General features: G+C 46.3%; 11 protein-coding genes. 9 read left to right on the top strand and 2 right to left on the bottom strand.

Translation table 11 applies throughout. From position 1 onward, the window contains the following. Positions 1-120: 120 nt before the first annotated feature. The 9 genes from KJY73_RS14640 to KJY73_RS14680 are packed head-to-tail and all read left to right on the top strand — an operon-like array spanning position 121 to position 11,864. On the top strand, positions 121-1,533 hold the full coding sequence (locus KJY73_RS14640) for a TIGR03013 family XrtA/PEP-CTERM system glycosyltransferase (protein ID WP_214344445.1): 1,413 nt from the start codon (positions 121-123) through the stop codon (positions 1,531-1,533). Next, a complete protein-coding gene (locus KJY73_RS14645) occupies positions 1,534-2,376 on the top strand; it encodes an XrtA system polysaccharide deacetylase (protein ID WP_214344446.1) in 843 nt (280 codons plus the stop codon). A gap of 41 nt (positions 2,377-2,417) precedes the next feature. Beyond that, a complete protein-coding gene (locus tag KJY73_RS14650; protein ID WP_214344447.1) occupies positions 2,418-3,611 on the top strand; it encodes a TIGR03087 family PEP-CTERM/XrtA system glycosyltransferase in 1,194 nt (397 codons plus the stop codon). Next, positions 3,598-5,049, top strand: coding sequence for an exosortase A (gene xrtA, locus KJY73_RS14655; protein WP_214344448.1), 1,452 nt, complete (start codon positions 3,598-3,600; stop codon positions 5,047-5,049). The genes KJY73_RS14650 and xrtA overlap by 14 nt, the downstream gene beginning before the upstream one ends. Further along, a complete protein-coding gene (locus tag KJY73_RS14660; RefSeq protein WP_214344449.1) occupies positions 5,042-6,199 on the top strand; it encodes a TIGR03088 family PEP-CTERM/XrtA system glycosyltransferase in 1,158 nt (385 codons plus the stop codon). The genes xrtA and KJY73_RS14660 overlap by 8 nt, the downstream gene beginning before the upstream one ends. After that, positions 6,187-8,091, top strand: a complete 1,905-nt coding sequence (locus KJY73_RS14665; RefSeq protein WP_214344450.1) for an XrtA/PEP-CTERM system amidotransferase — start codon at positions 6,187-6,189, stop codon at positions 8,089-8,091. The genes KJY73_RS14660 and KJY73_RS14665 overlap by 13 nt, the downstream gene beginning before the upstream one ends. Further along, on the top strand, positions 8,088-9,284 hold the full coding sequence (locus tag KJY73_RS14670) for a TIGR04063 family PEP-CTERM/XrtA system glycosyltransferase (protein WP_214344451.1): 1,197 nt from the start codon (positions 8,088-8,090) through the stop codon (positions 9,282-9,284). The genes KJY73_RS14665 and KJY73_RS14670 overlap by 4 nt, the downstream gene beginning before the upstream one ends. A 10-nt stretch (positions 9,285-9,294) precedes the next feature. Next, positions 9,295-10,485 carry a glycosyltransferase family 4 protein gene (locus KJY73_RS14675; protein WP_232848610.1) on the top strand — a complete coding sequence of 397 codons (1,191 nt, stop codon included), beginning with the start codon at positions 9,295-9,297 and terminating at the stop codon, positions 10,483-10,485. A gap of 53 nt (positions 10,486-10,538) precedes the next feature. Then, positions 10,539-11,864 carry a putative O-glycosylation ligase, exosortase A system-associated gene (locus tag KJY73_RS14680; RefSeq protein ID WP_214344452.1) on the top strand — a complete coding sequence of 442 codons (1,326 nt, stop codon included), beginning with the start codon at positions 10,539-10,541 and terminating at the stop codon, positions 11,862-11,864. On the opposite strand, the gene KJY73_RS14685 is transcribed toward KJY73_RS14680, so the two are convergent. Further along, positions 11,861-12,973 (bottom strand): DegT/DnrJ/EryC1/StrS family aminotransferase, encoded by a 1,113-nt coding sequence (locus KJY73_RS14685; protein ID WP_214344453.1) that lies wholly within the window; start codon positions 12,971-12,973, stop codon positions 11,861-11,863. The genes KJY73_RS14680 and KJY73_RS14685 overlap by 4 nt on opposite strands. A 2-nt stretch (positions 12,974-12,975) precedes the next feature. Continuing rightward, positions 12,976-13,560: an acyltransferase gene (locus tag KJY73_RS14690; protein ID WP_214344454.1), complete on the bottom strand. Its 585-nt coding sequence runs from the start codon at positions 13,558-13,560 to the stop codon at positions 12,976-12,978. Position 13,561 lies beyond the last annotated feature (1 nt).

Consider the following 13,561-nt stretch of genomic DNA (forward strand, 5'->3'; position numbering starts at 1 on the left):
TCTGTTTTCGCATTAACATGTTGCAATATAATGCTATGACAAAATAAGTTAGTCTATCCCTAATACTTTTTTTAGCCTGACTTTTTGAACTAATAATTTTAATAGTAAAGGAATTAATCTGTGAAGGCTGCCAACCGGCGTCAATCTAAACGCTCAAATATACTGGTTTTATTGGAAGGCGCACTGATTGCTTATCTTGCCTATATCGCTAATACATTGATTTTGCAAGTTTCCCAAACACCTCCTCCATCGGCCAACCAATTGGCTTTCAATGTTATACTTTTCACCTTTCTGGTATTAGTTTCAGCACTATCAGTTGGATTGTACGAGCCGAAGTTGCGCGAGACCTTTCGTGGCATTATCCGACGAATCTTTGTGTGTGTAGCGCTCAGCTATTTTGTAATGGAATTGATCACTAGTACATTTTTAATCAAGCTCGCCTTACACCCATATTACTTACCTACTGCCTCTGGGCTGGTGATTCTGGCTTTGGTTTTATTTCGTTATTTTTCCAACCGACTTGGGTTGTTGGGGCTAGGCAAAGTTAGATTGATTGTTCTTGGGGCCGGAGAGCGCGCTTCCATTATTGAAAAACGTATGCGCAGGGAAGTTGACCGAATTGGTTTTGACTTACTTGGTTTTATCCCTATTCCTGGCGATGACCGCACCAGTGGTATTCAGGCCGAAAAATTAATTCATGTAAAAGTAGATGAAAATTTTCGGGATTTTTTACAGGAAAATGACATTGAAGAAGTGGTGATTGCCTGTGATCAACGCCGCGGAACCCTGCCAATAGAGATTCTTTTCGATTGTCGAATTCGAGGAATTGAAGTTGTTGATATCCTCGACTTTATGGAACGTGAAACCGGACAGATTGTGGTTAATTTGATATATCCGAGTTGGGTAATTTATTCAAATGGCTTTTCCAGTCAGAACTATCTGCGAGATATGCTGGATTACGGTATCAATGCTTTTTTAGCATTGCTGGTACTGCTATTTACTTGGCCATTTATGTTGCTTACTGCATTACTCATCTATGTGGAAGATGGTTTTAGAACCGGTGCATCAGTCTTCTATAAACAGGAACGTGTTGGTCTGAATGGAAAGCTGTTCAAGATTATAAAGTTCCGCAGTATGCGACCTGATGCAGAAAAAGATGGTGCTAAGTGGGCTACACAAGGTGACAGCCGGGTAACCCGAATCGGTAACTTTATTCGAAAGTATCGTATTGATGAGTTGCCTCAGTTATGGAACGTATTAAAGGGCGAAATGAGTTTTATTGGCCCAAGACCAGAACGCCCTGAGTTTGTTGAACAGTTAATTAAGCAAATTCCTTATTACAATCAGCGTCATAATGTAAAGCCTGGATTAGCCGGTTGGGCGCAGCTTAATTACCCCTATGGGGCAAGTGTTGAAGACTCCATGGAAAAGCTGAAGTTTGATTTGTACTACGTAAAACATCAAAGCTTACTGTTGGACATTTTGATCCTGATCCGGACGGTGGAGGTGGTACTGTTTGGAAAGGGACGTTAAATGAATGATATGCACACATGCTTGAATGCGATGACCGTGGATGTAGAAGACTTTTTCCACGTTTCAGCCTTCGACAAAATTATTAAACCATCTGACTGGGATGACTATCAACCCAGAGTGGATGGCAACACTCGCCGCTTGTTGGATGTGTTCGCCAGACATGGGGTGAAGTCGACATTCTTTGTTTTAGGGTGGGTTGCTGAACGCTATCCAGAGCTGATTAAAGAAATTCATGCCCAAGGACATGAAATTGCCAGCCATGGTTATTCTCATCGCCGCGCTTATGAGCAAACTCCCGATGAATTCAAAATGGATGTATTGCGTTCCAGAGATCATTTGCAGGATCTTCTCGGTGAAAAGATAGCAGGTTATCGGGCGCCGAGTTTTTCTATTGGTTATTCCAATGAGTGGGCATTCGAAATTCTTGCCGAACTGGGTTTTGGTTATAGCTCCAGTACCTATCCTGTGAAACATGATCTTTATGGTACGCCAGATTGGCCTCGTTTTGCTTACCTGCGTAAGGAGAATATTATCGAGATACCGATACCAACCTTAAAGGTGATGGGAAAGCAGGTGCCTATTGGTGGTGGCGGGTATTTTAGGCTTTATCCCTATGGCTTAACTCGTAAACTGGTACAAAAGTATTTAGATAAGGAACGCCAACCTTATTCCTTTTATTTTCATCCCTGGGAGATCGATGCAGAACAACCTCGGCTGAAGAATGCATCCGCAAAGTCTAGGTTCCGTCATTATGTCAACTTGAAGCACACCGAATCGAAGCTGGAAAAGTTGTTAGAGGACTTTAGCTGGTCGACCATGAAAGATGTATACGGGATAAGTTAATCGTTATTGGTAATTCTCCTTTAGGAGCGGAGCAAGGTCGGATGCCTAAGCCTGCACTGTTGTATTTGTGCCACAGGTTACCTATCGCACCGTTCAAGGGGGATAGGGTAAGAACCCGTAATCAGATCGAGTATCTGTCCACACAATTTGATGTGTACTTAGGTTGTTTCGCGGAAGAACAGTCCATTGATAAGAACGCATTGCGGGAACTTCAGGGTTTTTGCAAGCAAGTTTATGTAGAGCACCATAAAAAGTTTGGTGCTTTGCTGCGTTGTCTGTGGGGACTGCTCAAAGGCGAGCCATTAACTTGTGCTTACTACAAGAGTGCGGGAATGCAAGCTTGGGTGCAAAGAGTGATAGCAAATCAACATCCGGGTAATTGTTGGCTTAGTGCCACGGCTATGGCTCCTTATGTGTTGAATGCTGAAGATGTTCATTTGTTTACTGACTTCATCGATGTCGACTCGGACAAATGGAGACAGTACGCAGAACGTTCGCATTTTCTTATGAAGTGGTTATATCGACGCGAATGGCAAGCCTTAAAACGGTTAGAACTTGTTACCACAGAAAGGAGCAAACGGGTTTACTTTGTGTCGACATCGGAAGCTGATTTTTTTAAAGCGATGTTACCGAAGTCATTGCAAGATAAGGTCGGAGTGCTTCGAAATGGCGTAAACTCAGCGTATTTTTCTCCTGACTATTATCCGTGCAACAGTGAGGAACGTATTGACGTTGTGTTTACCGGGGCCATGAACTATCGCCCTAATATAGATGGTGTGCTGTGGTTTCTAGATCATGCCTGGCCTTTGGTTAGAGAAGCTGTGCCCACCGCTACGTTTTATGTGGTAGGACTGGCGCCAGATAAAAGTTTGTTAGCCCGACATGGCTTACTGGGGGTGGTTGTAACAGGTAAAGTCGATGATGTTCGACCTTATTTGGGGAAAGCCAGAATTGCCATTGCACCGATTCGTCTTGCCAGGGGAGTACAGAATAAAGTCCTCGAAGCGATGGCGATGAGTAAAGATATAGTCTGTACACACTTGGCGATGGAAGGAATTGATGCAAGTTGTAAGGGGATATGGATTGAAGATGAACCCAAAGGCATGGCTGAACGGATTGTCGGTCTTCTCACTGGTCCGATTGGTCCCAATTATTGCCGGGAATGGGTTTTGAAACACCATCAATGGAAAGAGATGCTAAAGCCAATGGAGAGCCTGATAAATGAAAGGCACTGATCAAAAAAATATCGGCCTGTTGCCTGTGCTGATATTGTTGTTGCTGTTTTGGGGATTGGCCTTTTTCAGCAGTATTCGCTCAGCGGTAGATACCTGGATTCGGTTAGAAACGTTCACTCATTGTTTCCTTATCCTGCCCATCTGTATCTACCTGATACATAAGAAATGGCATGAATTGAATGCCGTTAAAATCGCTCCCAATTATTGGATGTTAGCCGTGCTAGCAATGGTCCTATTCCTCTGGAGTGCTGGACAGTTAGCGCAGGTCATAGTGGTTGAGCAAGGGGCTGCCTTTCTTGCGTTGCCAATGATGATATGGGCTGCTTTGGGTAATCAAGCGGCCAGAGTGCTGTGGTTCGTTTTACTGTTTTGGATGTTCAGTGTACCAGCTGGTGAGGTATTGGTACCCTATCTCCAACAACTGACTGCTGATATGACAGTGTATTTTTTGCAGATGGTGCAGATTCCTGTATATCGAGAAGGTTTATATATTGCTATTCCTGGTGGATTGTTTGAAGTTGCGGTTGCATGCTCCGGTATTCGCTATCTGATAGCATCTGTAACCCTCGGCGCGTTGTATGCTTACTTAACTTATCAAAAGACCAGCAAACGTATCATTTTTCTAGTTTTCTCCCTGTTTTTGCCCATTCTTGCTAACGGCTTAAGAGCGTTTGGAATCGTCATTATTGCTTATCTATCGGAGATGAAGTATGCCACAGGCGTTGATCATTTGATCTACGGCTGGCTGTTTTTCGGCATTGTGATTTTCATCATGTTTAGTGTCGGCAACATTTGGGCCGATCCCATTGAAGAGCAAAGTGAGCGCACGGAAAACCTTACTGCTAACGTTCCGGTTAAGCCATTTCTGTCCGTTAGTGTTGGCATTACCGCAGTATTTGCTGCCATTTTACTGTTTAACCATCAGGCCAGCCGGGTTGAAATTGTTGAGGCTGGTGACTTTGCCGCTCGTTTGCAACTGAGTGAAATGGAAAACGATAGTTGGTCACCAAAATTTGTGGGTGCTTCTGAGGTTGCCAGCGGCAGTCACGACGGCCTGGATTATTACCTCGCATTTTATGGTGAGAATGTACAAGACCGAGAACTGATTAATAGTGAGAATAGGTTGTTTAACGACAAGAAATGGAGCATCGTGTCGTCCGTTTCCATGCAGGATGCGCAATTAGTAGAGTTGGTAGCATTAAACGGCCAAAAGCGCTGGTTGGCATACACCTACATGACACCTAAATTATCCAGTGCACAGGACTGGAAGGTGAAGTTGGTACAAGCCTTGGAAGCCGTTATGGGACAAGCCCAGCCCGGTGGATACGTGGCCATATCTGCTTTCAGCCATAAAGGCGATGACAGTCGCAATAAAGTTGAAACTGAAATGAAAAGGTTGCTGAGCAAAGGATATCAAGGGGTGTTCTCTAGTGACTGAACCCTTGCATATCGCCCACGTTTTGTATCGTTTTGATACTGGCGGCTTGGAAAACGGCATGGTCAATTTGATCAACCAGCTCGGTGAGCAATCCTTCCAACACAGCATCATCACCCTGAGTGGCTGGAGTAATACGTTCCGCAGTCGCTTGCAAGTAAGCAATGTTGAATTTTATGACTTGGAGAAGCAACCCGGTCAAGACTTCGGCATGTTTGGTCGCCTCGCTAAGTTACTACGTGACCTGAAACCTGATGTCCTTCATACCCGTAATCTGGGCTCCCTTGAATGTCAGGTGGTGGGATGGTGGTGTGGAGTGCCTTACCGCATTCATGGTGAACATGGCTGGGATATTAACGATCTCAATGGCAGTAATAAGAAGTATCAATGGCTGAGAAGGATAGTTAATCCTTTTGTGCATCAGTTTATTGGCTTATCCCGGGAATCTTGCCTGTACCTCACTGAAAAGGTCGGTGTGCCTCCCCGAAAGGTTTCTCATATATGCAACGGTGTGGAATTATCAAGGTTTCAAGTGAAACAAGCTGCACTAGTCATGCCGGATGGATGGAATGATGAAAACGTGGTGGTGTTTGGCACGGTAGGCAGGTTGGCTGCGGTAAAAAATCAATCACTGCTCATTCGGTGTTTTGCCGCTGTGCAGCATTTGTTGTCAGATACCAACGTCGAAACCAGATTGATGTTGGTGGGAGATGGCGACTGTAAGGCGCAGTTGCAGGCTCTATCGGTAGAGCTAGGTGTTGCACAGAGTGTCTGGTTTGCTGGAAACCAAAGCCAAGTGGGACCCTACTTACGACATATGGATGTATTTGTTTTACCTTCACTTGCCGAAGGAATTTCAAATACATTGCTGGAGGCAATGGCCTGTGGATTACCGGTAATTGCAACGGCTGTGGGGGGAAATGGCGATCTGCTTCCCCTTGAGGTTCATCAAACCAACCTTATTCCCGTCGAAAATGAGTCGTTGATTAGCCAACGAATGGTTGAGTACGCAAGGGATGCAGAGTTACGTCAGCGAGATGGCAAGTACTTCTTTGCGCATTGTAATAGTGAGTTCAGCCTGTCAGGAATGGTTGAGCGATACAGGGCACTTTATCAGGCTAAGTCCAGAGGAACAGACGAATGTGTGGAATAGCGGGAATACTGCATACCGGTGGTCAGCAAGTGGACGAAAGCCTGTTGGCAGCGATGAATGACATGCAGTTGCATCGGGGACCAGATGCCGGTGATTACCTGATTGAGCATCAGATTGGTCTGGCGCACAGGCGCCTTTCAATTATTGATCTCGAAGGCAGTCCACAGCCAATGCAAAGTGCATGTGGCACTGCTTGTATCGTGTTTAATGGTGAAATTTATAATTTCAAAGAGCTTCATGAAGAGCTAAGTGCCAAGGGCCATAAATTTAATACGCGTGGGGATACAGAGACCATTCTTAATGCCTGGCTCGAGTGGGGAGAAGATTGTGTGCATAAATTGCGGGGCATGTTTGCCTTTGCAATTTGGGACCGCCCTTCAAAGACGCTGTTTATGGCTCGCGACCGATTAGGCATTAAGCCGCTTTTTTACACATTGCTGTCTTCCGGTGAGCTAGTGTTTGGTTCCGAGTTGAAGGTCTTAACCCGACATCCTCAATTTGATAAAACACTGAGAAAAGAGGCTGTTGAAGATTATTTCAGCTTTGGATACGTACCGGATCCGCACTGTATATACCAGAACAGTTTTAAACTGATGCCAGGCCATACCTTGACGATTAAGCCCGAGCAAAAAGGCTTGCCCGAGCAGCGAGAGTATTGGGATGTGCCCGTGCATTGGGACCATCAGATTGACGAGCATTCTGCACCCGACGAGCTGATTGAGCGGATGAAAGAGGCGGTACACATCCGTATGGTGGCTGAGGTGCCTTTGGGGGCATTTCTGTCCGGTGGAGTGGATTCTTCAGCGGTTGTGGCCATGATGTCGCAATTACAGGACGAACCGGTCAACACCTGTGCTATCGGTTTTGATGTTGAGCAGTTTAATGAAACCGAATTTGCCGAGATGGTGGCGAAGCGTTATCAAACTAATCACAGGGTGGAGACGGTCAGTCAGGATGACTTTGATTTGATAGATCATTTGGCTTTTCTGTATGACGAGCCTTATGCCGATAGTTCTGCTATTCCGACTTACAGAGTCTGTGAGCTCGCCAGAAAACATGTCACAGTGGCATTGTCCGGTGATGGCGGAGATGAACTGTTTGCCGGCTATCGACGTTACAACCTGCATATGCACGAAGAACGCATCCGACAAATGTTACCACTATGGTTACGTAAACCAATTTTCGCCCCACTAGGTCGTTTTTATCCGAAATTAGACTGGGCTCCACGCTTCCTGCGCGGTAAGACGACATTTCAGTCCATGGCAATGGATACAGTCGAAGGGTATCACAACAGTATGTCGATACTCAGAACTGACGAACGGCGCAAGTTGTTTTCGCCCGATTATGTGGAAAGCCTGAACGGCTATTCTTCGCTTGCCGTATTCCGAAAGTATGGGGATAAGGTTGCACATCTGGATCCCCTTAAACAAACCCAATATATAGATATGAAAACCTATTTGGTTGGGGACATTCTCACCAAGGTGGATAGGGCCAGTATGGCGCATTCCCTTGAAGTGCGGGTACCGTTAATCGATCATAAATTTGTTGAGTGGGCCTTTGCCATGCCATCGGCGCTGAATTTGAGCGGTGGAGTAGGAAAACGTATGTTCAAAAAGTCATTGGAGCCGCATCTGCCCAATGATGTTTTGTATCGCCCAAAGATGGGATTTGCAGTACCACTTTCCAACTGGTTCAGAGGCCCTTTGAAAGACCGTCTATACAGTGCTTTGCTATCGGAGCATATGGCGGCTTCTGGCTTTTTTGATATGAACCATATTAGAACCATGATTGATCAGCATGTGCGCAATGTTCGAGATTACAGTGCTCCTTTATGGGCTTTGTTGATGTTTGAATCTTTCTATCGACGTGAGATCGGCGGAGAATTGAAGTGAAAGTTCTGCACGTATTAGACCATTCTATTCCCTTGCATAGCGGTTACGCTTTCCGAACCCGGAATATCTTGCTGTATCAACGTGCTTTAGGTATTACAACCTGCCACCTCACCAGTGCCAAGCAAGGGGATGTCGCACAGTTGGAAGAGGACGTCGACGGACTACATTTTTATCGTTGTCCACCATTGCCAGAAATCTATGGTGGTATTAAGGCGCAATGGGCAGTCGTCAGGAATTTGACCGAGAGATTGTTAGCTGTGGCAGAGCGTGAAAAGCCAGATATTTTGCATGCACACTCCTCAGCACTCAATGGTGTGGCTGCCATCAGGGTCGGCAAACGTTTAGGTATTCCGGTGGTATATGAAATCAGGGCGTTTTGGGAAGATGCTGCTGTAGACAATGGCACCTGCAAAGAGTGGGGGCTGCGTTATCGTATTACCCGAGCCATGGAAACCTGGGTGTTGAAACGGGCTCAACATGTGACTTGTATTTGTGAAGGTTTACGACAGGATATTTTAGCGCGGGGAATTGCTGCTGACAAAGTCACTGTTATCCCCAATGCGGTTAACTTAGAAGAGTTCAGCCTGATAGACAGTCGGGATCCACATCTTGAAGCGCAATGGCACTTACAAGGTAAGCAAGTCGTTGGTTTTATCGGTTCTTTTTATGCGCTGGAAGGCTTAGATGTGTTGCTACAGGGATTTGCCCTGGCTTTGCAGCAGAACCCTAATCTGCACTGCCTAATTGTTGGCGGCGGAAAAGAGGAAGCACGTCTAAAAGCGCTCACCGAGCAACTGCAGCTTGCCGATAAGGTGACTTTTACGGGCCGGGTGCCTCACCAGGACGTGGATGGTTATTACTCATTGATCGATCTGTTGCTTTATCCGCGTAAGTCCAAACGCATTACCGAATTGGTGACTCCACTCAAACCTCTTGAAGCTATGGCGATGGGGAGGGATTTTGCTGCTTCTGACGTGGGAGGGCACAAGGAACTCATTGAGCATGGTCAGACAGGGTTGCTGTTTAAAGCTGATTCCGCTGAGGCTATTTGTGAGACTATCATAAATGGTTTGGCACGTTCTGACGTGGAGCGACAGCAGATGCGTCAGCAGGCGCTGGCTTATGTACAAAATGAGCGCAACTGGGCCAAATCTGTCAGTCATTATCCGGCTTTGTATCAGGCTTTGTTATAGCGGTTTCAGAATGGCACTGAGGATATTAACTTTTACCAGCTTGTTTCCCAACTCAGAGCAGCCAAGGTTAGGAGTGTTTATTGAAAACAGGTTGCGGGAACTACGTCGTTATCATCCAGACGTGGTTTTGCACGTCGTAGCCCCTGTGCCTTGGTTTCCCATCAAAAGTAACAAGTTCGGTGAGTACGGCAAAATGGCCCGGGTTGAGAAGCAGGCTATTCGTGATGGTGTGCAAGTTTATTATCCCCGCTATCCCGTTTTACCCAAAATCGGCATGAACCTCGCCCCAGTTTTAATGGCGTTATGGATGTTGCCTTTTTTGCGTAAACTGCAAAAGCAGGGGGTAGCTTTCGATTTAATTGATTCTCACTTTTTCTATCCTGATGGCGCCGCCGCCGTGTGGTTAGGTAAACGACTAGATAAACCCGTGGCAGTAACTGCTCGTGGCAGTGATATTCATTTGTATCCGACTTTCCCCTGGCCCAGACGCGTTATTCAGTGGGCATTGAGAAACAGTCAGTTACCCATCGCCGTTTGCAAGGCGCTGGCAGATGAGATGCAACAAATAGAGCCAAAGGCTAAAAGTGCGTTGGTGGCCAGAAATGGCGTTAACTTAGCGCATTTTTCCCCCGAACCGCAGCGAGAGTTGCTACGCCAGCGTCTTGGTTTGGAGCGCTATACCTTGTTGTCTGTTGGCAATTTGATCGAACTTAAGGGACATCACCTCGTTATAGAGTGCCTGGTGGGGCTGCCTGAATGCCAACTATGCGTTATTGGTGATGGACCTTGGCGGCAACAATTGCAGAGTTTAGCCGAATCTTTAGGGGTTGCTGAGCGGGTTCGTTTTACCGGGTTATTGAATCGACAACAACTACGGGACTATTACGCTGCTGCAGATATTATGGTGCTGGCTTCCAGTCGTGAGGGTTGGGCAAATGTGTTGCTAGAATCTATGGCTTGTGGCACGCCTGTAGTCGCGACTGCAATTTGGGGCACGCCAGAGGTGGTTGCAAGTCCTGAAGCTGGCTGTTTGGCTAGTGAGCGTAGCGTAGAAGGACTCACTGAAGCTATCCAGTCACTAATGCAGGCTTATCCGCAACGGGATGATGTTCGTCGTTATGCGGAAAATTTTAGCTGGGAAGCAACCAGCCAATTACTTTTTGAACATTTTGGACAATTGGTTGAAAGCCAGTGTCCTTAGCAAACCGGCAATGTAATTATGCTTGTAAAACAATGGATTAAACGGGGGCTGGGGTGCTAAGAGATTTATTCATTCTGTCGCTGTTTGCGTACTTTTGCTATCGCACTTTTAAACAGCCTTACATCGGCGTGTTGGTGATGCTGTGTATCACTTATATGAGCCCACACAGATTATCTCCCTGGACCATCAGTTACTCGTTGCCATTGTTCTTTATGATGTTTCTGGTGACCGCCACCGCATTTTTATTTCAAAAGGATAAGGACCAGTTTCAATGGCATCGCCTGCATATATGGATGTTAATTTTTATGGTGTGGGGTATTTTCAGTACCTTATTTGCCTTGCATCCCGATTGGGCCATTGCCGAAATGAGTCGGGTTATCAAGATTCAGATTGGTATTGTGTTTATGATTCTGATTTGTCAGGGCGAACACAGGATAAAGGCGATGATATGGGTGATTGCTTTGTCTTTGGCATTCTATGGCGTGAAAGGTGGGATCTTTACGGTACTGACCGGAGCCCAGTTCCGGGTTTGGGGACCTCCGGACTCCTTTATTGAAGGGAATAATGAACTGGCATTGGCGCTGCTAATGACTATTCCGCTATTGTTTTTCCTATTTAGCGAAGCTAAAAACAAATGGGTAAAGCGAGCCCTGATGGTCACTATGGGGTTATGTTTTATCTCTGTGGTCGGTAGTTATTCGCGCGGTGCCTTTTTGGGACTCATCGCGACGGCGGGTTTCCTATGGTTAAAGAGTAAATATAAGGCACCCTTGGCTGTGCTGGGCATAGTTGCGGTATTGGGCGCGGTGCCCTTTTTGCCAGATCATTGGTTTGAACGTATGGAAACGATTAAAACCTATGAAGAAGACCGCTCAGCTATGGGGCGTATCAATGCCTGGACGGCCGCCTACAATGTGGCTAATGATAGGCTCACCGGTGGTGGTTACCGATTCTGGAGTCCATTGTCATTTGCTGTTTATGCCCCCTCACCGGAGGATGTGCATGATGCTCACAGTATTTACTTTGAAGTGCTTGGCGAGTTGGGGTGGCCAGGTCTGGCGATTTATTTAATTATACTGTGGGGCTGGTGGCGGCTATCGGCACAAAATGCCAAGTTGGCCAAAGGACATGTGGAGTTAAAATGGTGTGTGACCTTTTCACAGATGAGCCAGGTAACCCAAATTGCTTACATGAGTACCGGCGCATTTTTGGGACTGGCCTATTGGAACATGCCATACGAACTTATGACTATCGCGATTCTAGTGAATATCGAGGTCCGTCGCCGTTTGGCGGATAAAAAATCAGCAACTGAGTCCGAAACTGATGTTCCCACCAGGGGGGCAGGAACATCTGCAGCGTTACTGCAACGACATCCCTAGCTGGATTGCTGCAAAGCGGAGGTTATTTGCTCGAGTTGTTGTTCTGTCAGGTAGCCGTGCATAGGTAAACTGAAAATGCGCTGTGCCAGGGATTCGGCAATAGGGAAGTCGCCTGCCTGATACTGAGCTTTGTAGACCGTTTGCTGATGCATACATGTTTGATAGTAGATCATGGTTGGTACACCAGCCTGGTTGAGGCTATGCATGACTTTGTCACGCTCCTCTGCCTGCAGACAATATTGCGCCCATGAACTGTAATATCCTTCCGGCACATGTGGGGTAATGAAACCAAGTTTGGCGGCTACACTTGAGTATGCTTGTGCGGCCTGATTGCGTCTTTCCAGTTCTGTAGGGAAAACCGTCAGTTTTTCCAGCAGTACAGCCGCCTGTATTGTATCCAACCGACTATTGAGCCCAATTCTTACATTATCGTATTTGTGTTGTCCCTTGCCATGCAGGCGCAGTGAACGAAGCAGTTCGGCGGTCTCGTTATTATTGGTGAAGAGTGCTCCACCATCACCATAACAACCCAGTGGTTTTGCTGGGAAAAAGCTGGTTGTCGCCAGATCGCCAAAACTACAGGCAACCTTACCATTAAGCTTGCCACCAAAACCTTGAGCTCCATCTTCGATAAGACGTAGATTATGACGCTTTGCTATCTGGCTAAGAGATGAATAATCGGCTGGTAAACCAAACAAATCGACGGCAATTATCGCTTTGGCTGAAAGTTTCCCTTGAGTTTGAATTTGCTGGATTCTTCGTTCCAGATCCTGCGGGCAAATATTATAGGTATGGGGATCCACATCCACGAAGACCGGTGTTGCCCCAACCAAAGAAATAACCTCCGCGCTGGCAAAGAAAGTGAAGGTAGGACAAAACACCGCATCACCCGGGCCGATGCCCATCGCCATCAAGGCCAACTGCAGCGCATCGGTGCCGTTGGCACAGGTAATACAGTGTTTAACACCAACGTAGTCGGCCAGTTGGGATTCCAGTTCACTGACTTCAGGCCCCAAAATGTAGTGGCCTTGGGTTAGAACCTGACTTATTCGGCGATCAATCTGTGCTTTCAAATGCTGGTACTGGGCTTGTAAATCAATGAATTGCATGTCTATTTGGCCTCTTTGGAGAGTGTTCCCTGGCACAAGGTATACAGTGCGCCTGTATGTGTGCATGTGGTGGTGGCGTCACCCTGTAGTGGTAAATCTAATTGCTCACCAAACTCACTCATCCAACCAATTTGTTTCGCGGGAACACCTACCATCAAAGCAAAATCCGGCACATCTCGGTTGACCACTGCGCCAGCACCAACAAAAGCGTACTGCCCAATAGTCACGCCGCAAACGATAGTGCAATTAGCCCCTAAGGTTGCTCCGCGTTTTACCAAGGTATCACGGTATTCATTTTTCCTTTCTATTCGCGAGCGGGGATTATAGACGTTAGTAAATACCATGCTTGGACCACAAAACACATCGTCTTCGAGAAACACATTGTCATATACAGAGACATTGTTTTGGATCTTGCAGTTATCGCCAATTTCTACTTTATTTCCGACGAAGACATTTTGTCCAAGGGATACATGTTTACCTATTTTAGCCTGAGGACAAACATGCACGAAATGCCAGATTCTGCAGCCTTCACCAATCTGCGCACCGGGATCAATAATGGCGCTTTCATGTACCTGATAATTGCTCATG

The sequence above is a fragment of the Bowmanella yangjiangensis genome, from assembly GCF_018531185.1.
Classification (GTDB): Bacteria; Pseudomonadota; Gammaproteobacteria; order Enterobacterales; family Alteromonadaceae; genus Bowmanella; species Bowmanella yangjiangensis.